Here is a 20,284-nt window from a genome sequence, read left to right on the forward strand (position 1 = left end):
AGATGGCACCTGTTGGGTGGTCCATTCGGGTGACACCCTGTCAACGCCGCCCGGTTTGTGCCACGTCATGATTTCGGTCGGTGGGAAGTGCTCCGTGAAGCGGCTGTCGGGGGATGCCTGGCGGAGTACTGCACGCAGGCCCCGTTCGAACTCCGCCGGCCTGGTGCCGAACAGGTGAGGGGTCGAGTCGGAGCGGGAGAGCGTCCACGCCGCGATGTCGTCCGGAACAGGGTCCTGTCCCACTGCCATCCATCAGGCATGCCGTTCCGCTTCCGTCCGCCTGCCGGAACTCCGCCTGTCGGAGGCGCATGGTCGCAGACTCGCCGTGAACACCGCACACCGTTTCCAGGCAAGGCCAGGCCAGGCCAGGCAAGGGAAGGGAAGGTAAGGCGAGCCCGGGCATGACCATTCCGCCCTCATGTACTAGAGTTATCTCGACATCGAGATATCTGCCGAGGCGCCCCGCAGCCGCCCACCCTAGTAAGGGTTGCCTAACTTAGCCTGACCTTAGCGGATCGGCCAAGCCCGCGTGACGGCAGGATGCGGTGGTACGCGCACATCAATGAAGGAGACTGTCGTGTCGGCGAACAGCTTCGACGCCCGTAGCACGCTCAGCGTGGGCGACGAGTCGTACGAGATCTTCCGGCTGGACAAGGTGGAAGGCTCGGCTCGCCTTCCGTACAGCCTGAAGGTGTTGCTGGAGAACCTGCTCCGTACCGAGGACGGCGCGAACATCACCGCCGACCACATCCGTGCCCTCGGCGGCTGGGACTCGCAGGCCCAGCCCAGCCAGGAGATCCAGTTCACGCCGGCCCGCGTGATCATGCAGGACTTCACCGGCGTGCCCTGTGTCGTCGACCTCGCCACCATGCGTGAGGCCGTCAAGGAGCTCGGCGGCGACGCGGCGAAGATCAACCCCCTCGCCCCGGCCGAGCTGGTCATCGACCACTCCGTCATCGCCGACAAGTTCGGCACCAACGAGGCCTTCGCGCAGAACGTCGAGCTGGAGTACGGCCGCAACCGCGAGCGCTACCAGTTCCTGCGCTGGGGCCAGACCGCGTTCGACGAGTTCAAGGTCGTCCCGCCGGGCACCGGCATCGTCCACCAGGTGAACATCGAGCACCTCGCCCGCACGGTCATGGTGCGCGGCGGTCAGGCCTACCCCGACACCCTCGTCGGCACCGACTCGCACACCACCATGGTCAACGGCCTCGGTGTGCTGGGCTGGGGCGTCGGCGGCATCGAGGCCGAGGCCGCGATGCTCGGCCAGCCGGTCTCGATGCTCATCCCGCGCGTCGTCGGCTTCAAGCTCACCGGCGAGCTCCCCCCCGGCACCACCGCCACCGACCTCGTGCTGACCATCACCGAGATGCTCCGCAAGCACGGCGTCGTCGGCAAGTTCGTCGAGTTCTACGGTGAGGGCGTCGCCGCCACCTCCCTCGCGAACCGCGCCACCATCGGCAACATGTCGCCGGAGTTCGGCTCCACCGCCGCGATCTTCCCGATCGACGACGAGACCCTGAAGTACCTGCGCCTGACCGGCCGCGACGCGCAGCAGGTCGCGCTCGTCGAGTCGTACGCCAAGGAGCAGGGCCTCTGGCTGGACCCGAAGGCCGAGCCGGACTTCTCCGAGAAGCTGGAGCTCGACCTCTCGACGGTCGTCCCCTCCATCGCCGGCCCGAAGCGCCCGCAGGACCGCATCGTCCTCGCGAACGCCGCCGAGCAGTTCAAGCAGGACGTCCGCAACTACGTCGACGCCGCCGACGAGGCGGGCAAGGAGTCCTTCCCGGCCTCCGACGCCCCGGCCAACCACCCCAACGGCGCCCCGTCGAACCCGGTCACCGTGACCGCCGCCGACGGCTCGACGTACACGATCGACCACGGCGCGGTGACGGTCGCGGCCATCACCTCCTGCACCAACACCTCCAACCCGTACGTCATGGTCGCCGCCGCGCTCGTCGCGAAGAAGGCCGTGGAGAAGGGTCTGACCCGCAAGCCCTGGGTCAAGACCACCCTCGCGCCCGGCTCCAAGGTCGTCACCGACTACTTCGACAAGGCGGGGCTCACCCCCTACCTCGACAAGGTCGGCTTCAACCTCGTCGGCTACGGCTGCACCACCTGCATCGGCAACTCCGGCCCGCTGCCGGAGGAGGTCTCCAAGGCCGTCAACGACCATGACCTGGCCGTGACTTCGGTGCTCTCCGGCAACCGTAACTTCGAGGGCCGGATCAACCCCGACGTCAAGATGAACTACCTGGCCTCCCCGCCGCTGGTCGTCGCGTACGCCCTCGCGGGCTCCATGAAGGTGGACATCACGCGCGACGCCCTCGGTGTCGACCAGGAGGGCAAGCCGGTCTTCCTGACCGACATCTGGCCGACCGAGGCCGAGGTCAACGACGTCGTGGCGAACGCCATCGGCGAGGACATGTTCAACAAGTCCTACGCCGACGTCTTCGCGGGCGACGCCCAGTGGCAGGCGCTGCCGATCCCGACCGGCAACACCTTCGAGTGGGACCCGCAGTCCACCTACGTCCGCAAGCCCCCGTACTTCGAGGGCATGACGATGGAGACCACCCCGGTCTCCGACATCACCGGCGCCCGCGTCCTCGCCAAGCTGGGCGACTCGGTGACGACGGACCACATCTCGCCCGCCGGCGCCATCAAGGCCGACACCCCGGCCGGCAAGTACCTCACCGAGCACGGTGTGGAGCGTCGTGACTTCAACTCCTACGGCTCGCGCCGAGGCAACCACGAGGTCATGATCCGCGGCACGTTCGCCAACATCCGCCTGCGCAACCAGATCGCGCCGGGCACGGAGGGCGGCTACACCCGCGACTTCACCGTGGACGGCGGCCCGGTCGCCTTCATCTACGACGCCTCGCGCAACTACATCGAGCAGGGCACCCCGCTGGTCATCCTGGCCGGCAAGGAGTACGGCTCCGGCTCGTCCCGCGACTGGGCGGCCAAGGGCACGGCGCTGCTCGGTGTCAAGGCCGTCGTCGCCGAGTCCTACGAGCGCATCCACCGCTCCAACCTCATCGGCATGGGCGTCATCCCGCTGCAGTACCCGGCGGGCCAGTCCGCCGAGTCCCTCGGTCTGACCGGCGAGGAGGCCTTCTCCATCGCCGGCATCACCGAGCTGAACGACGGCACCACCCCCCGCACGGTCAAGGTCACCACCGACACCGGTGTGGAGTTCGACGCGGTCGTCCGCATCGACACCCCCGGCGAGGCGGACTACTACCGCAACGGCGGCATCCTGCAGTACGTGCTGCGCAGCCTGATCACCAAGTAAGCGGTCTCGTAGGGCAGTTGAGGGCCGCATCCCCGGTGACGGGGGTGCGGCCCTCCGCGTGCGCCCTACCTCTGCACCTCCACGGCCAGCCCCGCTCGAAGCATCGCCTCCTTCGGCCAACGCCTGTTTCCACCAAGGCAGTTGGCGGATGTCCGGCATCCCGGGAAACGCCGTCGTAGCCGGTTGGTCACCATTTCGCACGGCTGCGGCTCAGGCGCAGCACAGCATTCCCCCAGCCGACCGGGACAGGATCAGGACATGGCTGGCATCTCCGGTACCCGCAGCGGACGGGTCCGCGTTCCGATCGTCGACGACGAGCCCGCGCTCACCGTACGGGGGCTGGGGCACGCCTTCATGCCGGTGGAGGACGGGAGATGAGGATCCGCCCCCGGGGCACCCGTCCGTGGGGCGCCCGCACCCGGGGCGGCTCCCTGCGCACCCGGCTCCTGATCCTCATCGGCGCCGTCCTCGTCGCCGTGTGCGCCGTGATGGCCCTCACCACCGTCTTCGCCCAGCGCGCCTACCTGCTGGGCAACCTGGACGACCGGGTCACCGACGCCGCGCAGCGCGGCCTCGGCGACGCCTCACTCCACCCGGACCTGCCGAGAGACCTGACCTTCCTCGACGGGAGCGGCCACCCGGCCGGCCTGCTCGCCGCCCGCCTCGACGCCGACGGCACCGTCCTCGCGGCGGCGACGGTACGCCAGGACGCCCCGCCGCAGAACCTGACGAAGCCTCAAATCACTTCCCTGGCAGGCATGGAGACCGGCGACGGCCCGTACACGAGGACGGTCCCCGGCCTGGGCGCCTACCGCATCACCGTCCTCGACGCCAACGGCGTCCGCGTCCTCACCGGCCTTCCGATGGGTGACGTCCAGGACATGATCCGCGGCCTGGTCGCGGTGGAGGCGGCCGTGGCCGCGGCGGGCCTGACGGTCGCCGGCTGCGTCTGCGCGCTGGTCGTACGACGGCAGCTACGCCCCCTCGGCCGGGTCACCGCCGCAGCCGTCGAGGTCTCGCAGGCTCCGTTGCACCGCTACGAGGCAACCGCTCTCCCCAGGGTTCCCGAGCGGGACACCGACCCCGGCAGTGAGGCCGGCCAGGTCGGCGCGGCCCTCAACCGCATGATCGACCACGTCGAGTCCTCGCTCGCCGAACGCCGCCGCAGCGAGGAACGTATGCGCCGCTTCCTGGCCGACGCCAGCCACGAACTGCGCACGCCGCTCGCCTCCATCGCCGGCTACGCGGAACTGATGAACCGCGGCGCCGACCGCGTCGAACCGGGCCTGGCGTGGCGCCGGGTCACGGCCGAGTCGGCGCGTATGACGGGCCTGGTCGAGGACCTGCTGCTGCTCGCCCGTCTGGACGAGGGCAGGCCGCTGTACTCCTCCGAAGTGGACCTGGCGGCGCTGGTCGCCGAGGCGGTGTGGGACGCGCGGGCGGCGGGAGGCGGTCACGACTGGCAGCTCGAACTGCGCCTGGACGAGCAGCCGTTGGTCCTCGGTGACGAGGTCCGCCTGCGTCAGGTGGTCGCCAACCTGCTGGCCAACGCGCGCGTGCACACGCCCCCGGGCACGAGCGTCGTCGCCGTCGTGGAGGCGCGCCGGGGCATGTGCGTCGTGCGTGTCCGGGACGACGGCCCCGGCATCCCGCCCGACCTGCTCCCGACGGTCTTCGAGCGCTTCACCCGCGCCGACGCCTCCCGCGCCCGCGCCACCACGGGCAGCGGCGCCGGTCTGGGCCTCGCCGTCGTCGCCGCGATCACGGCGGCGCACGGCGGCCACATCGACGTACACAGCGAGCCGGGCCGCACCGAGTTCACGGTGGAACTGCCACTGACGGGGGAGCCGGGGGAGCTGGAGGAGGCGGGGGAGTCTGGGGAGACGGTGGCGGACACGCTGACCTGGAGTCCGCGGGTGCCGGTGCGGTAGGCGAGGCGCGGCCCCCGCCCTCACCGCACCGCCGCGGAAAGCCCGACGCTCACAGGAACGCCGTACGGACCCGTTTACAAGTGGGCCGTACGGCGCTACCTTCCGCCACAGGTGGAGTGGGAGCGCTCCCATATGTGTGCTCGTGCCCGGCGGACCGGAACCCGCCGGACCCGACTCCGGGACGCTCCCGCTCCGCGCACCCGTACCCGCACCCCCCACTCGGACCCCCACCCGCCCCCCACGCGCACCTCCACCCCCGCACCTCCACCCGCAGTGCACCCCATGCACGCACGGTCCGTACCTGGAAGGCGGACTCATCTGCCATGCAAACTGTCATGATCACGCCAGATTCACCATCGAGGTTACGTACTCGAGCCCTGTTCCTCGTCCTCATGGCCCTGTTGGCCACGGTCCCGGCCCTCGGTCTGATCGTCACGACCGGCGGCAAGGCCGAGGCGCACGGCACCCCCATGAAGCCCGGCAGCCGTACTTTCCTGTGCTGGCAGGACGGGCTGACCGACACCGGTGAGATCAAGCCGGTCAACCCGGCCTGCAAGAACGCGCAACAGGTGAGCGGCACCACGCCGTTCTACAACTGGTTCTCGGTGCTGCGCTCCGACGGCGCCGGCCGCACCCGCGGGTTCGTGCCGGACGGCCAGTTGTGCAGCGGCGGCAACGCCAACTTCACCGGGTTCAACGCGCCCCGCAACGACTGGCCGCTCACCCACCTCACCTCGGGTGCGAACGTCGACTTCTCCTACAACGCCTGGGCGGCGCACCCGGGTTGGTTCTACGTCTACGTCACCAAGGACGGCTTCGACCCGACCAAGGCCCTCACCTGGGACGACATGGAGGCCCAGCCCTTCCTCTCCGTCGACCACCCGCCGCTCAACGGCAGCCCGGGCACGGTCGAGGCCAACTACTCCTGGAACGGCAAGCTCCCGGCCAACAAGTCCGGGCGGCACATCATCTACATGGTCTGGCAGCGCTCGGACAGCGCCGAGACCTTCTACTCCTGCTCCGACGTCGTCTTCGACGGCGGAAACGGCGAGGTGACCGGCATCCACGAGCCGGGCAACCCCAGCGAGCCCGTCCCCGGTGCCTGCACCGCGACCCGCAGGACCACCGGCACCTGGAGCGGCGGCTATCAGTCCGAGGTGACCGTCACCAACTCCGGCGACGTCCCGATGCTCGGCTGGATGGTCGACTGGTCGCTGCCCGGTGGGCAGTCGGTGGCCAGTCTCTGGAGCGGCAACGCCACGTACAACGGGCAGGCGGTGATGGTCCATAACGCCGACTGGAACGGCTCGTTGAGTCCGGGCCAGAGTACGACGTTCGGATACGTCGTCTCCGGTTCGGGCGGTGACAGCGCCACGAGCCTTCCCTGCAGGGTCGGTTGAGCAAGACCCGCTCTGGGCGGACCTGGTGGGCGGCGAGCCGCGCCACCGGGTCCGCGAGCCGGGCCTGTCCCAAGGGGGGAGTGGGGCGGTCCGGGGTGTCCCCGCCCGGACGGTGCAACGGGTCGGGGGTCGCGTGATACGACAACGTTGTCTCGACGTCGCGCGGGCATGACTCTACCGGGTCAACGGGTGTAGGGGCCAACCGAGTTGACGGAGGGGCCGCCGTGAGCCGGAGGTGAGGCGTGGCGCACGTCAGTCGGCCAACTTCCCTGCCAGCCAGTGAAGTTGGCGTCGTACCTGTTCGGCCTCGCCCCCCTCGTGACCGTTGAACGGATACGGGTGGATCTCCCTGTGTGGATCCGCGCCGCCGGTCAGCTCCCCGTACCGGTTGAAGGCGGCGTACACCCCGCTCGGCGGGCAGACCGTGTCGCGCAGGCCCGTGCCGAAGTGGGCGGGGGCGTGGGCGCGGCGGGCGAAGGAGACGCCTTCCACGTAGGAAAGCGTGCGGTAGGCGGTTTCCTCGGCGCCTCGGTGCACGGAGAGGTAGGCGGCGATCTCGCCGTACGGACCCGCGTCGGTGAGGTCCAGGGCACGCCGGATGCCGCACAACAGCGGGGCCGTGACGAGGACGGCGGCCAGGTCGGGAACCAGGCCCGCGACGGCGAGGGCGAGTCCGCCGCCCTGGCTGTTTCCGACGGCGACGGTGCGGCCGGGGTCCACGCCCGGCAGTGCACGGACCGCCGCCACCGCGCGCACCGCGTCCGTGATCAGGCGGCGGTAGTGGTAGTCCCGTGGGGCGAGGAGGCCGCGGACGGCCGGGCCGGGACCGCCGGGCGCGGTGGCGTGCGGGTCGGGGGTGGCGCCCCCGTTGCCGTACTGGTCGCCCTGGCCGCGGTTGTCCATCAGCAGGTGCGCGTAGCCGGCGTTCACCCAGGTCAGGCGCTCGTGAGGGAGACCGCGGCCGCGTCCGTAGCCGGCGTACTCGACGACCGCGGGAAGCGCTTCCCGCGCGCCGGACGTGACGCCGGACGTGACGTCGGACGGGAGGCCGGACGTGACGTCGGACGGGAGGCTGAACCAGGCCCGTACCGGATCCCCCGCGAAGCCCCGGAACGTCACGTCCCAGGTCCGTGTCAGACGGAGACCGGTGTCGACGGGGTGCGCCGACACCAGTACGTCCCGCTGCTCGGCCTCCTTCAGGGTGTCGCTCCAGAACGCGTCGAAGTCGGCGGGCTCGTCGGGCTCGGGCCGGTGGCGTTCCAGCTCCGGCAGCGGCAGGTCGAACGCGGGCACGGGGACACCTCGCAGAGGTTGTGGGCGATCGATCGTTGCGTAGGTCATACAGAAATTTGCGGAGGACGGTAACACCCAACTCCCCGGTTCTACCCCGCTCGTGAGGGATTCCAACGCCGTGCGAAGTCCCACCAGCCCACCGTGCAGCACCCATTGACAGCGCTTTCCGTCAGCCCTTACGTTGCCGCAGAGTTACCGGTAAGGGCACGAAAGTTTCGAGATCACGCGCTGCGCGTCGAGCGTTTCGAAGATCGCCCCGGGAGGCCCGAGCATGAGCACCTCCACCACATCGGCCCCACCCCCAGGGACCCAGGACCCGCCGCCCAAGACCCGGCACGGTCCCGCGCGTCCGGCCGCGCGCCGCGGCTGGCGGCGATCCCTGCGCCGGGACTGGCAGTTGTACTCGCTGGCCGTGCTGCCGCTGCTGTTCTTCCTGGTCTTCCGCTACCTGCCGATGATCGGCAACGTGATCGCCTTCCGGCGCTTCGAGCCGGGCGGTTCGATCCTGGGGGAGCAGTGGGTGGGGCTGCGCTATGTGCGGATGTTCCTGACCGACCCGACGTTCTGGCAGGTCTTCCGCAACACGCTGTGGCTCGGCGGGCTGACGCTGCTGTTCTGTTTTCCCCTCCCGATCGTCCTGGCGCTGCTGCTCAACGAGGTGCGCCGGCGCTCGCTGAAACGGTTCGTCCAGTCGGTCTCGTATCTTCCGCACTTCCTGTCGATCGTGATCGTCGCGGGCATCACCCTGCAGATGCTGGGCACGGACGGCCCGGTCAACCATGTGCTGGGCAGGCTCGGCCACGACCCGGTCCGGTTCATCCAGGAACCCGGCTGGTTCCGCACGATCTACGTCGGCTCGGAGATCTGGCAGACCGCCGGCTGGGGCACGATCCTCTACCTCGCCGCGCTCACCACGATCGACGAGGACCTGTACGAGGCCGCCCGCATCGACGGCGCGAGCCGCTGGCGGCAGATCTGGCACGTCACGCTGCCCGGCATCCGGCCCACCATGATCACGCTGCTGATCCTCAACATCGGCACGTTCATGGCGGTCGGCTTCGAGAAGGTGCTGCTGCTGTACAACCCGCTGACCTACCCGACGGCCGACGTGGTCTCCACCTACCTCTACCGGGCCGGCGTCGAGTCCAACAGTTTCAGTTACGCCGCCGCGATCGGCCTGTTCGAGGCGGTCATCGGCCTGGTGCTGATCACCGGCGCGAACCAGTTGTCGCGACGCACGGTGGGGACGAGCGTGTGGTGAGCCTCCTGACCCCCCGCGCCCCGCGTCCGCGCACCTCCGTGAACCAGCCGACGCGCGGCTACCGCGTCTTCCAGGGCGTCAACGGCGTGATCCTCACCCTGGTCGTGCTGGTGACCCTCTACCCCTTCGTCAACATCGTCGCCCGGTCCTTCAGCGGCGAACGGCAGATCCGTGCCGGTGAAGTGAACCTGTGGCCCAAGGGGTTCAACCTCACCACGTACGAAATCGTCTTCCAGGACTCGATGTTCTGGCGGAACTACGGCAACACCGTGTTCTACACGGTCGTATCCACCGTCATCGCCATGGTTCTGACGACCTGTTACGCCTATGTCCTGTCGAAGAGAAACCTCAGGGGGCGCGGTGTCCTTGTGGGCGTCGCCGTGTTCACCATGTTCTTCACCGGCGGACTGATCCCCAACTACGTCCTGGTCACCAGCCTCGGCCTGAAGAACTCCGTGTGGGCGATCGCGCTGCCGAACGCGATCAGCGTCTTCAACCTGCTGGTGATGAAGGCCTTCTTCGAGAGCCTGCCGACCGAGCTGGAGGAGGCCGCCGAGATCGACGGGCTGAGCACCTACGGCGTCCTGCTCAGGATCGTGCTGCCGCTGTCCAAGGCCGTCATCGCGACGATGGTGCTCTTCTACTCGGTGTCGTTCTGGAACTCCTGGTTCTCGGCGTACCTGTACATGGACCGGACGGATCTCATGCCGGCCACCGTCTATCTGCGCAACCTCATCTCGGGCGCCACCACGGGCGGCAACGCCGGCGCCGGCACGGAGCAGCTCAGCCAGGTCGGGGCGAACATCCAGGCGGTCACGATCGTGCTGACGTCGCTGCCCATCCTCTGCGTGTACCCGTTCGTCCAGCGCTTCTTCGTCTCGGGCGTGATGCTCGGCGCGGTCAAGGGCTGAGAGCCGTAGCCGTACCTCTGACGGAACAAGGGAGTATCCGTGAAGAACGCAGGTCAGCTGTCACGCCGTCAACTCCTCGCCGCAGCAGGCTTCATGGGCCTCGCCACCCTCACCGGGTGTGGCAGCGGCGAGGACGGAGGGGATTCCAAGGACCTCTCCAAGAAGCAGAACGGCGCGATGAAGGAGTACCGGGCCGGCCAGCAGTTCAAGGCGTCGAAGCCGCTCTCGTTCTCGGTGCTGCACAACAACAACCCGAACTATCCGATGAAGGACGACTGGCTGTTCTGGAAGGAACTCACCAAGCGCACCGGCATCACCCTGAAGCCGGTCGACGTCCCGCTCAGTGACTACGAGAAGAAGCGCAGCGTCCTCATCGGCGCGGGCGACGCCCCGTTCCTGATCCCCAAGACGTACCACCCGTCGGAGGTCGCCTTCGTGTCGTCGGGCGCGATCCTTCCCATCAGCGAGTACGTGCACCTGATGCCCAACTTCCAGGACAAGGTCAGAAAATGGAAGCTGGAACCGGAACTCGACTCCATCCGGCAGTCCGACGGCAAGTACTACCTCCTCCCCGGTCTGCACGAGAAGGTCAAGTCCGGATACTCGCTGTCCCTGCGCACGGACGTCCTCGAAAAGCTCGGGCTGAGCCTGCCCACCACCTGGGACCAGGTGTACGACGTCCTCAAGGCGATCAAAGCCGAATACCCGGACCGCTACCCTCTTTCCGACCGCTGGAGCACCAACACGCCTTTCCCCGCAGCCGCGTTGCTCAGTTACCTCGGCCAGGCGTACGGCGTGCGGGCCGGCTGGACCTACGACAACATCAGCTTCGACTCCAAGGCCGGGGAGTTCGTCTTCACCGGCGCCACGGACGCCTACCGCCAGATGGTCGAGTACCTGAGAAAGCTGGTCGCCGAGAAACTGATGGACCCGGAGAGTTTCACCCAGACCGATGACGAGGCGGTGCAGAAACTCCTGGGCGAGAAGTCCTTCGTCATCAGCGCCAACCCGCAGGAGCTGGTCCAGAACTACCGCTACAACCTCGAGAAGCAGGTCAAGGGCGCCAAGATCGAGATGGTGCCGGTGCCACTGGGTCCGGCCGGCCCGGTGGTGATGGGCGGCGCCCGGCTGGAGAACGGCGTCATGATCTCCACCAAGGCCCTCAAGAGCGACACCTTCGTCGCGATGATGCAGTTCGTCGACTGGCTGTGGTACTCGGACGAGGGCCAGCGTTTCTCCAAGTGGGGTGTCCAGGACGTCACTTACGCGTACACCGGCGGCCAGTACAAGCTGGAGCCCGGCATCTCCCTCATGGGGTCGAACCCGGACGCCCCGAAGGACCTTCAGAAGGACTACGGCTTCTTCAACGGCGTCTTCACCTACGGCGGCAGTTGGGCGCTGGTCTCCTCCTCCTTCGGCCCGGACGAGAAGAAGTTCCAGGACGCCATGGCCCAGCGCGAGCAACTGCCCATCGACCCGGCCCACCCGTTGCAGTCCGTGGAGCAGGAGCAGGCCTCGCTCTGGGACACCCCCCTGCGCGACCACGTCACGCAGAACATGCTCAAGTTCGTCCTCGGTAAGCGCCCGCTGTCCGAATGGGACGACTACGTCAGCGAGTTGAAGGCCAAGAACATGGATCAGCTCGTCGGCCTGCACAACAAGGCGCGCGAGCGCTTCAAGAAGGAGAACGGGTGAAGGGAGAACGGGTGATCAGCGTCCCCGCCGAGCCGACCGGCCGCCTCTCCGACGCCTGGCGGCACTGCGTCGGCACCGGCCGCGTCGAACTCGCCCTGCGCCGCGACTACCAGGACTCCCTCGCCCTGCTCCAGCGCGACATCGGCTTCCGGTACATCCGCGGCCACGGCCTGCTCAGCGACGGCATGGGCGTGTACCGCCCGTACGACCACGAGGGCGTCCGGCACCGCCACCACTCCTTCACCTACGTCGACCAGGTCGTCGACGCCTATCTGGCGGCCGGCATCCGCCCCTTCCTCGAACTCGGCTTCATGCCCGAGGAGTTGGCCTCCGGAACGCAGACCATCTTCTGGTGGCGCGGCAATGTCACCCCGCCCCGCTCCCACCGCGAGTGGGCCGATCTGGTCCGCGCCACCCTCGCCCACCTCGTCGACCGCTACGGCCTCGACGAGGTCCGCACCTGGCCGATCGAGGTGTGGAACGAGCCCAACCTGCCCGGCTTCTGGCAGGACGCGGACGAGAAGGCGTACCACCGGCTGTACGAGGTCACCGCGCACGCCGTGAAGGAGGTGGACGCAGGTCTCCAGGTCGGCGGCCCGGCGATCTCCCCGGGCGCCGACGACTGGCTGGACAGGTTCGCCGAGTTCGCCGAACACCGGGACGTCCCCGTCGACTTCGTGTCGAAGCACGCCTACACCTCCGGCCCCGCACAGCACGTACCGTTCGGCGTCCACCAGACGCTGGCCCCGGCCTCCGGCCTGCTCGACCAGTTCGCCACCCCCCGCGACCGCCTCAAGGGCACCCGGCTGGCCGAACTCCCCGTCCACATCACGGAGTTCAACTCCTCCTACCGTCCCGACAACCCGATCCACGACACCGCGTTCCACGCCGCCTACCTGGCCCCGGTCCTCGCGCACGGCGGCGACCTCGTCGACTCCTTCTCGTACTGGACGTTCAGCGACATGTTCGAGGAGACCGGTGTCCCCACGGCCCTCTTCCACGGCGGGTTCGGGCTGCTCACCCACCGGCAGGTCAGGAAGCCGACGTACCACCTGTACGCGTTCATGGCCCGGATGGGCCCCGACCTGCTGGCACGCGGCGACGACCACCTCGTGACCCGCCACCCCGACGGCCGGGTCACCGCCTTGGCCTGGGCGCCCGTCGACCCGACCGGCGAGACCCCCGGCCCCGACCGGCACGTGCTGCGCCTGTCCCTCCCGGTCGCGGCCCGGGAGGTCTTCGTGCGCCGCTCCACCGTCGACGAGGAGCACGGAAACGCCTACGCCGCCTGGCGGCACATGGGCAGCCCGCGCTCGCCGAAACGCGGGCAACTGGACGTCCTGCACGAGGCCGCCGAGCCCGCCCGCACCCACCGCCGACTGCCCGCGCCCGAGGGCCGCGCCGAGCTGCGACTCACCCTGGCCCGCCACGAGATCACCCTCGTCGAACTCAGCCCGGTCACCGACGAGACCCCACCCTGGTGGGACGAACGACGACTGCTCGGCGGGGCGGCGTCATGAGCCCGGCATCCGCTTCGCGACCGCGTACTCCTCCCCCCGCCGCCCGCCTGGCGAGGCCACGCCATGAGCGGCCCGGTGAGCGACTTCCGGCAAGGGCGGCGTCATGAGCACCGTGCAGCACACCGTGGGCTTCGGCGCCGGGCCGCTGTCCCGCGCCGCCGCCCTCCTGCACACCCTCCTCACCGTCGAGGCCCTGCTCCTCGCGACGGTCGCCCCGGGCCTCGCCGGCCTGCTCTTCCTTGGCCCCGACCCGGCCAACCTGCCGCTCGCCGCCGGCTGCCTGCTGCCGCTCGGCCCGGCCGCCTCCGCCGCGCTGTACGCCCTCCACCACCGCAGCCGCGACCTCACCGACCTGCACCCGGCCCGCGCGTACCTGCGCGGCTGGCGGCTCAACGCCCGCCCCGCGCTGAAGCTTTGGGCGCCCTTGCTGGCCTGGCTGACCGTGATCGCGTTCACCCTCACCCACTTCGCCGCCACCGGACTGCCCGGCTGGTGGGCGGTGCTCCTCGGAGGCATCGGCGTGGCCTCCCTCCTCTGGGGCGCCCATGCGCTCGTCCTCACGTCGCTGTTCACCTTCCGCGCCCGTGACACCGCCCGCCTCGCCGCGTACTTCCTGCTCCGGCGGGGCCGCGCCACCCTCGCCGCGGGCTCGTTGCTCGTCCTGGCCGCCGGTCTGACCGCCCTGCTCACGGAGGCCCTGCCCGCGCTGCTGGCCGCACCGCTGCTGCTCTCCCTGCTGCGGTCGAGCCGCCCGGTGATCGCCGAGACCCAGGAGGACTTCACCGCATGACCGCCCCCGGCAACGGCAACGGCAACGACGGCCGCCTCCCGCGCACCGACAAGATCCCGTACGGCGGCGACTACAACCCCGAGCAGTGGCCACAGCAGGTCTGGGACGAGGACCACCGCCTGTTCACGCAGGCCGGCATCGACACCCTCACCGTCGGCGTCTTCACCTGGTCGCTCACCCAACCCGCCGAGGACGTCTACGACTTCACGATCCTCGACGCCGTTCTCGACCGCGCGGCCGCCGAGGGCCGCCAGGTCTGCCTCGCCACCGCGACCGCCGCACTCCCACCCTGGCTCGCGAAGAAACACCCCGAGGTCAACCGCACCGACTTCGAGGGCCGACGACACCGCTACGGCCAACGGCACAACTTCTGCCCCAGCGCGCCCGTGTACCGCCGACTGTCCACCGCCCTGGCCGGCCGCCTCGCCGAACGGTACGCCGCACACCCGACGTTGCTCGCCTGGCACATCAACAACGAGTACGGCGGCGCCTGTTACTGCGACCTGTGCGCCGAAGCCTTCCGTGGCTGGCTGCGCGAACGGCACGGCACACTCGACACCCTCAACGACGCCTGGTGGACGACCTTCTGGTCGCACCGCTACACCGACTGGGCCGAGATCGAGCCGCCCAGCGCCCTCACCGAGCACTGGCGCGGCCCCGACCACACCGCCTTCCAGGGCCTCACCCTCGACTACCAGCGCTTCATGACCGACGCCCTGCTCGGCTGCTTCACGGCGGAGAAGGCGGCCATCCGCGCCCACGACCCGGACACGCCCGTCACCACCAACCTGATGGGCGCCTACCGCCCGCTCGACTACCACCGCTGGGCGCCCCACCTCGACTTCGCCTCCTGGGACAACTACCCGCCGCTCGACGCCCCGCCCACCCGTCCGGCCCTCGCCCACGACCTGATGCGCGGCCTCAAGGACGGCGCCCCCTTCTGGCTGATGGAGCAGACCCCGTCCACCACCGCCTGCCGCGACGTCAACCCCCTGCGCCGCCCCGGCGAACTCCGCCTCGCCACCTGGCAGGCCGTCGCCCACGGCGCGGACGCCGCCCTCTACTTCCAACTGCGCGCCTCACGCGGCGCCTGCGAGAAGTACCACGGCGCGGTCATCGGCCACGCGGGCCGCGACGACACCCGAGTCTTCGGCGAAGTCGCCGCTCTGGGAAGGGAGTTGACCGAGTTCGGGGCGCTCGCCCTCGGTGCCCGGACCCCCGCGCGGACCGTCCTCCTCTTCGACTGGGACAGCTGGTGGGCCCTGGAGATCTCCGACGGCCCCTCCCGGCTGGTCCGCTACACCGACGTCGTACACGCCTACTACCGGGCCGCCCGCGAGGCCGGCGCCGACGTGGACGTCGTGGCGGTGACCGCAGACCTCACACCGTACGACGTGGTCCTCGCCCCGTTGCTGCACCTCGTCAAAGGCGATCTGGCCGAGCGCCTGGAGTCCGTGGCCCGGCGCGGCGGCACCGTCCTCGCGACCTTCCTCACCGCCCGCTCGGACGAACACGACCGCGCCTTCCTCACCGACGTCCCGGGCCCGCTGGCCCCCCTCATGGGCATCCGCGTCGACGAGTGGGACGCCCGGCCGATGGACGTCGAACAGCCCATAGATCTGGGGGAGTTCACCGCCCTGGCCCGACTGGTCTTCGAGATCGTCCAGTTGCGCGGCGCCGAACCGGTCGGCACCTACGGCGCCGACTTCTACGCGGGCACCCCGGCCGTGACCCGCAACAACTTCGGCGCGGGGGAGGCCTGGTACGTGGCGACCGCCCTCGACCAGCCCGGCGTCGACCACGTCGTCCGCCGCGTCCTCGCCCGCCACGACCTGATCGGCCCGTACGCCGACCACCGCACCGTCGAGACCGCCACCCGAGTCGCCCCCGACGGCACGCGCCTCCTCTTTCTGCTCAACCACGCAGCGGAACCAGCCCGGTTGACCGCTCATACCCCCGCCACCGACGTCTTCACCGGCAAGCGGCTGGACCAGGGCGAAGCCCTCACCCTGGACCCGCTGGGCGTCGCGGTACTGCGGCTTCGGTAACCGTCCCCGCGGCTTCAGTGAATCGTGCGTCCCCGCTCGTCGGGGATGCCGGACTTCCGCAGGAAATAACTGTTCACCTGGTCCCGCCACTCGCGCGCGCAGCGCACCTGCTCCTCGAACCGTTCCGCCACGCGCGCATGCCGCGCCGGTTCCACCAGGTCCGCGAGGCCCGCCCACACCCGGCGGGCCTCCTCTGCCTCCTCGACGCCCTCGAAACGCGTGTCGTAGATGTGCTGGACGACCGTCTTCCCGCTCCTCAGCACATGCCCGTACGGCACGTGGTGGAAGAACAGCAGCAGCTCGTCGGGGCAGGAGGCTACCGACTCGTACAACTCGGCCCACGGCTTGGCGTACTGCGCCGCGTAGCCGGTGCCGGTCGCCGCGCTGCGGTCGACGCCGATCCCGTCCCGGTCCGCGAAGTGGTACGTCCCCCAGGGGCTGTACTCGTAGCCGTCGACACCGGGCCCGTAGTGGTGCCCCGGCTGCACCATGAAACCGACGCCCAGCGGCGCGGTGTACTTCTCGTACGTCCGCCAGGAGCCGTGCAGCACCGCGCGCAGCCCGGCGGCCAGCCGCTCGGACGTGGACGCGGACGGGAGGGTGAGCGCGATCCACTCGTCCAGGATGTGGTGCGGGTCGGCGTCCGGTCGCCAGGCGAGCCGGCCGAAGGTGTACAGGTTCGCCTGGGCCAGCGGATGCCCGGTCCAGAACGGGTCGTCACCGACGTTGGACACCGCGACCAGCCCGCCCTGCGCCAACTCCCCTACAGTCGCTCCCTGTTCACCGTCCGGCCGGAAGCGCAGCACCTCGCTCCACATCGGCCCGAGCCAGCACACGTGCCGCTGCTGCCCGGTGTACTCCTGCGTGGCCTGCACCTCCACGGCGAACCGGGTGCGCGGCAGCGCGCCGAGCACCGGTGAGACCGGCTCGCGCACCTGGAAGTCCATCGGCCCGTGCTTCACCTGGAGCACGGCGTTGTCGGCGAACTCCCCGTCGAGCGGGGCGAAATGGTCGTACGCGGCCCGTGCTCGGTCCGTCGAGCGGTCCCGCCAGTCCTGCCGGTGGTCGTACACGAACGCCCGCCAGTGGACCGTGCCGCCGAACGGCGCGAGCGCCGTGGCCAGCATGTTCGCGCCGTCCGCGTGCGAGCGGCCGTAGGTGAACGGGCCCGGCTGACCCTCCGAGTCGGCCTTCACCACGAACCCACCGAAGTCCGGGATCGCCTCATACACCCCGTGCACGGCCTCCGCCCACCAGCCCCGCACCGCCTCGTCGAGCGGGTCCGCCGTGGACAGCCCGCCGAGCACGACCGGCGCGGCGAAGGTCACCGACAGATGCGTCCGTATCCCGTACGGCCGCAACGCGCCCGCGAGGTCGGCCACTTCGCCGATGCGGTCGGTCAGCAGGCGGGCCTCGGCCTCGTGCACGTTGACGTTGTTGACGGAGACGGCGTTGACCCCGCAGGCCGCCAGCAGCCTGCCGTACGCCCGCACCTGAGCGAAGTCCCCACGTGCCCGCCCGTCCCGCCAGAACAGCGAACCTCCCGCGTATCCTCGCTCCACCTGGCCCATGACCGGGTGCACGGCCACGTTGTCCCAGTGGTCCAGCATGCGCAGCGCCGCCGCCGGGCGGTGAACCTCGCGCGCGCGGGTGCCCCGGAAGGCGTCCTCTCCGACCCGTACGACATGGAACAGCCCGTACAGCACGCCGTGTTGACCGGACGCGGTGACGGTCGTCGTACCGCCCGCCCGGGCGAACGCGAACCCTTCCGCGCCGAGCCCAAGGTCGTCGCCGGCCACCAGATCGAGCAGCAGGTCGTACGGACCGTCCCGCACGACCTCCCCGCCGAACCGCTCGCAGGCACTGGTCACTTCGGCGCGCACGGTCTCGACGAGGGGGCCGGTTCCCCGGATCAGGGTCCGCCGGGTTCCCAGGGGTCGGAAGGCATCCATGGGCAGCCATGCGGGGTCCGGTAGGTCAGGTCGGTCCGGCAGGTCTGGTCGGTCCGGTCGGTTCAAGAGAGCAACTCCACTTCGGACAACTGGACTTGGCCGTCGAACACCAGGCGGTACCTCTCGTACGTACCCGGCGACCGCACGGTGAACGCGCGAGTCTGCCGGTCCCAGGCGAAGGTCTGCCCGGAGCGGCGGTCCAGAGGCTTCCAGGTCGTCCCGTCGGACGAGCCCAGCAGGGTCCAGCCGGCGGGCGCCGAGGAGTGGCCGGCCGAGGTGAGCGTGTACTGCACCGCCTTCCCGGAGCCGTCGACCGGCAGACCGACCGGAGACGGTCCCGTCCGCCGTACAGGTTGGCCAGGCCCCGGCCGTCCGACGACGTGCCGGTCATCAGGTCGGCCTACCCCGCCACGCGGGCCGTGCAGGGGGCCTTTCGTCGTGCCCGGCCCTAGCTCGACTTCTCGCCCAGGACGGCGCGCAGCCACTCGAGGGGGTCCATGCCGAGGAGCTGGTCCGCGAGATCGTTGGCAGTCTTGGTCACGAGGCGGCTGCGGCTGTTGTCGATCCACCGCTGGGCCAGCTCGTACCCCTGCGCCTTGTACTCGATGCCCTGCAGCATGCATTCCAGCTTGTCCGCGTCGCGGGCGCAGACGGCCTCAGTCGACTCGCGGCCCTCATACTCGCCGATCAACTCGCGGATCGTGGAGGCGAGGACCTCGGGCATGCCCGCCGTCTGGTCGGCGGTCACGGCCTGTGGGTCGGCCTCGCCGCCCAGGTACTTCTTACCGAGGTGGTTGACGTCCCCGGTCCTCGTCTCCTGGGAGTCGTGCCAGACCGCGAGGAACGCGGCTCGGGCCGGGTCCGCGCCCTCCAGCTTCGCGATGATCGACGCGATCAGTGACGTCCGCCAAGCGTGCTCGGCCACGCTCTCCGGATCCCGTACCCCGGCCATCCACCAGCCCGTACGCCTGGACTGTTTGAGCGTCCCCGCCTCGTACAAGAACCGTGCCACCTGGTCCAGCTCAGTCACTGTCGGACTCCTCTCACGCCTCGGCGAGGCGGACTGCATATGCGACACTCTCCAGCTCACGGCGCGCGCGAGGGGAGAGCTCCGGGCTATCCAACATCATGGGGAGCCGCTCGCGAAGGGCGCGGCTGGCTGTCCCCGACCGGAGAAGGTTCGGGCGGACGGCGAGGAGAGACCACAGCGAATGGATGTTGAGGTCGACGTAACCGTGCACCGTCGAAAGCCCGTGGGCGAGGTGCGTGAGCAGCCTGTCGCCGGGCCAGGGTCCTGGGTTGGGAGAGGCGATGAAGTCGTCCGAGAGCTCCAGTTGCCCCATCTCGCCGATCCAGTAGGCCCAGTAGCTGAGGTTGGCGGCCTTGCCGCGGTCGTCGCCGAGGGCAGTGTCGATGAAGTGGCCCATGCGGTCGCGGTCGCCGTGGCGCGCTGCCACGGCTGCGACGGAGCGGGCATTGAGCCAGTCGATGAGCCAGCCACTCGGCCGCTCCGCGGCCTGCTGGTGGGCAAGCCAGTCCGCGGTGTCGTCCTGGTCGTCGTAGCCGGACAGGTAGAGCGCCTGACGTCGTAACAGGAACTGCCGATCGCCGCGGGCCTGCTCGGCGGTCTGACGCATCCGTGCGAAGAACACCTTGCGGTCGACGGCTGACAGCTCAGGCGCCGAGGGCGCGGGCCCGCGTCGCGGCCGCGACGCCGCTGGCAGGTCGCGCACCGGCTGCGGTGGCACGCTGTTGAGCGGCCAGGCGAGGACCCCCACCAGGTCGCGCTGCATGACCCGTGCCCCCAGCGGACTGTCTTCGATGGGGGCCTCGTCGTCGAGTGCGCTGGACAGGAGTACGTCCGCCTCTATCGCTCGCTCTAGAGCCTGGAGCAGCGCGGGTGACGTACCCATCTGCATGAACCGGTGGCGGTAGACGAGCATCTGGCCGACGGAGACCGCGGTCAGTGGCCGGCGCCCGGACTCCCATCCCGCGATGCTGTCGGCCGAGACGCGTAGCTGCTCGGCCATCGTGTCCTGGGTGTGGCCCAAGTGCTCGCGCATTACCCGGAAGACGTAGCCGGAGATGACGCCGACTCGGGGCTTTGAAGGCGAACCCTGACTGCCGGTCAGGGTTGGTCCTGGACTCGACGGCATGCAACCACCATTCCCCGTGCGGTACGCCGTGC

General features: G+C 69.7%; 13 protein-coding genes and 1 pseudogene. 9 read left to right on the top strand and 5 right to left on the bottom strand.

Annotated elements, in window-relative coordinates:
- Positions 1-577: 577 nt before the first annotated feature.
- From acnA to OG352_RS32370, 3 genes are all read left to right on the top strand, one after another.
- Entirely contained in the window at positions 578-3,295 is a 2,718-nt protein-coding gene (acnA, locus tag OG352_RS32360) for an aconitate hydratase AcnA (protein WP_329221810.1), read from the top strand.
- A gap of 374 nt (positions 3,296-3,669) precedes the next feature.
- Positions 3,670-5,226 (top strand): sensor histidine kinase, encoded by a 1,557-nt coding sequence (locus OG352_RS32365; protein WP_329221812.1) that lies wholly within the window; start codon positions 3,670-3,672, stop codon positions 5,224-5,226.
- A 335-nt stretch (positions 5,227-5,561) separates the two neighbouring features.
- Positions 5,562-6,626, top strand: a complete 1,065-nt coding sequence (locus OG352_RS32370) for a lytic polysaccharide monooxygenase auxiliary activity family 9 protein (protein ID WP_443072404.1) — start codon at positions 5,562-5,564, stop codon at positions 6,624-6,626.
- A gap of 252 nt (positions 6,627-6,878) precedes the next feature.
- Here OG352_RS32370 and OG352_RS32375 read toward each other — a convergent pair whose 3' ends face one another.
- Entirely contained in the window at positions 6,879-7,919 is a 1,041-nt protein-coding gene (locus OG352_RS32375) for an acetylxylan esterase (protein ID WP_329221816.1), read from the bottom strand.
- A 271-nt stretch (positions 7,920-8,190) separates the two neighbouring features.
- Between OG352_RS32375 and OG352_RS32380 the strand changes: the two genes are divergently transcribed.
- The 6 genes from OG352_RS32380 to OG352_RS32405 all read left to right on the top strand — a co-directional run bounded on the left by OG352_RS32380 (position 8,191) and on the right by OG352_RS32405 (position 16,144).
- Positions 8,191-9,180 (top strand): ABC transporter permease, encoded by a 990-nt coding sequence (locus OG352_RS32380; RefSeq protein WP_329221817.1) that lies wholly within the window; start codon positions 8,191-8,193, stop codon positions 9,178-9,180.
- Entirely contained in the window at positions 9,177-10,091 is a 915-nt protein-coding gene (locus OG352_RS32385; RefSeq protein WP_443072406.1) for a carbohydrate ABC transporter permease, read from the top strand. Before OG352_RS32380 ends, OG352_RS32385 begins: the two co-directional genes overlap by 4 nt.
- 39 nt (positions 10,092-10,130) lie before the next feature.
- Entirely contained in the window at positions 10,131-11,786 is a 1,656-nt protein-coding gene (locus tag OG352_RS32390) for an ABC transporter substrate-binding protein (RefSeq protein ID WP_329221818.1), read from the top strand.
- An 11-nt stretch (positions 11,787-11,797) separates the two neighbouring features.
- A complete protein-coding gene (locus OG352_RS32395) occupies positions 11,798-13,306 on the top strand; it encodes a GH39 family glycosyl hydrolase (RefSeq protein WP_329224045.1) in 1,509 nt (502 codons plus the stop codon).
- 103 nt (positions 13,307-13,409) lie between these two features.
- Entirely contained in the window at positions 13,410-14,096 is a 687-nt protein-coding gene (locus OG352_RS32400; RefSeq protein WP_329221819.1) for a hypothetical protein, read from the top strand.
- Positions 14,093-16,144 (top strand): beta-galactosidase, encoded by a 2,052-nt coding sequence (locus OG352_RS32405; RefSeq protein ID WP_329221820.1) that lies wholly within the window; start codon positions 14,093-14,095, stop codon positions 16,142-16,144. Before OG352_RS32400 ends, OG352_RS32405 begins: the two co-directional genes overlap by 4 nt.
- Before the next feature lie 14 nt (positions 16,145-16,158).
- Here OG352_RS32405 and OG352_RS32410 read toward each other — a convergent pair whose 3' ends face one another.
- From OG352_RS32410 to OG352_RS32425, 4 genes and pseudogenes are all read right to left on the bottom strand, one after another.
- Positions 16,159-18,096, bottom strand: coding sequence for an alpha-glucuronidase (locus OG352_RS32410; protein WP_329221821.1), 1,938 nt, complete (start codon positions 18,094-18,096; stop codon positions 16,159-16,161).
- Between the two features lie 62 nt (positions 18,097-18,158).
- Positions 18,159-18,422 (bottom strand): annotated as a pseudogene (locus tag OG352_RS32415) (hypothetical protein); the annotation flags it as partial.
- Between the two features lie 122 nt (positions 18,423-18,544).
- Positions 18,545-19,126, bottom strand: a complete 582-nt coding sequence (locus OG352_RS32420) for an HD domain-containing protein (protein ID WP_329221824.1) — start codon at positions 19,124-19,126, stop codon at positions 18,545-18,547.
- Positions 19,127-19,139: 13 nt separating this feature from the next.
- On the bottom strand, positions 19,140-20,252 hold the full coding sequence (locus OG352_RS32425) for a helix-turn-helix domain-containing protein (RefSeq protein ID WP_329221826.1): 1,113 nt from the start codon (positions 20,250-20,252) through the stop codon (positions 19,140-19,142).
- Between the last annotated feature and the right edge of the window lie 32 nt (positions 20,253-20,284).

It is taken from the genome of Streptomyces sp. NBC_01485 (genome assembly GCF_036227125.1).
In the GTDB taxonomy this organism is placed as follows: Bacteria; Actinomycetota; Actinomycetes; order Streptomycetales; family Streptomycetaceae; genus Streptomyces.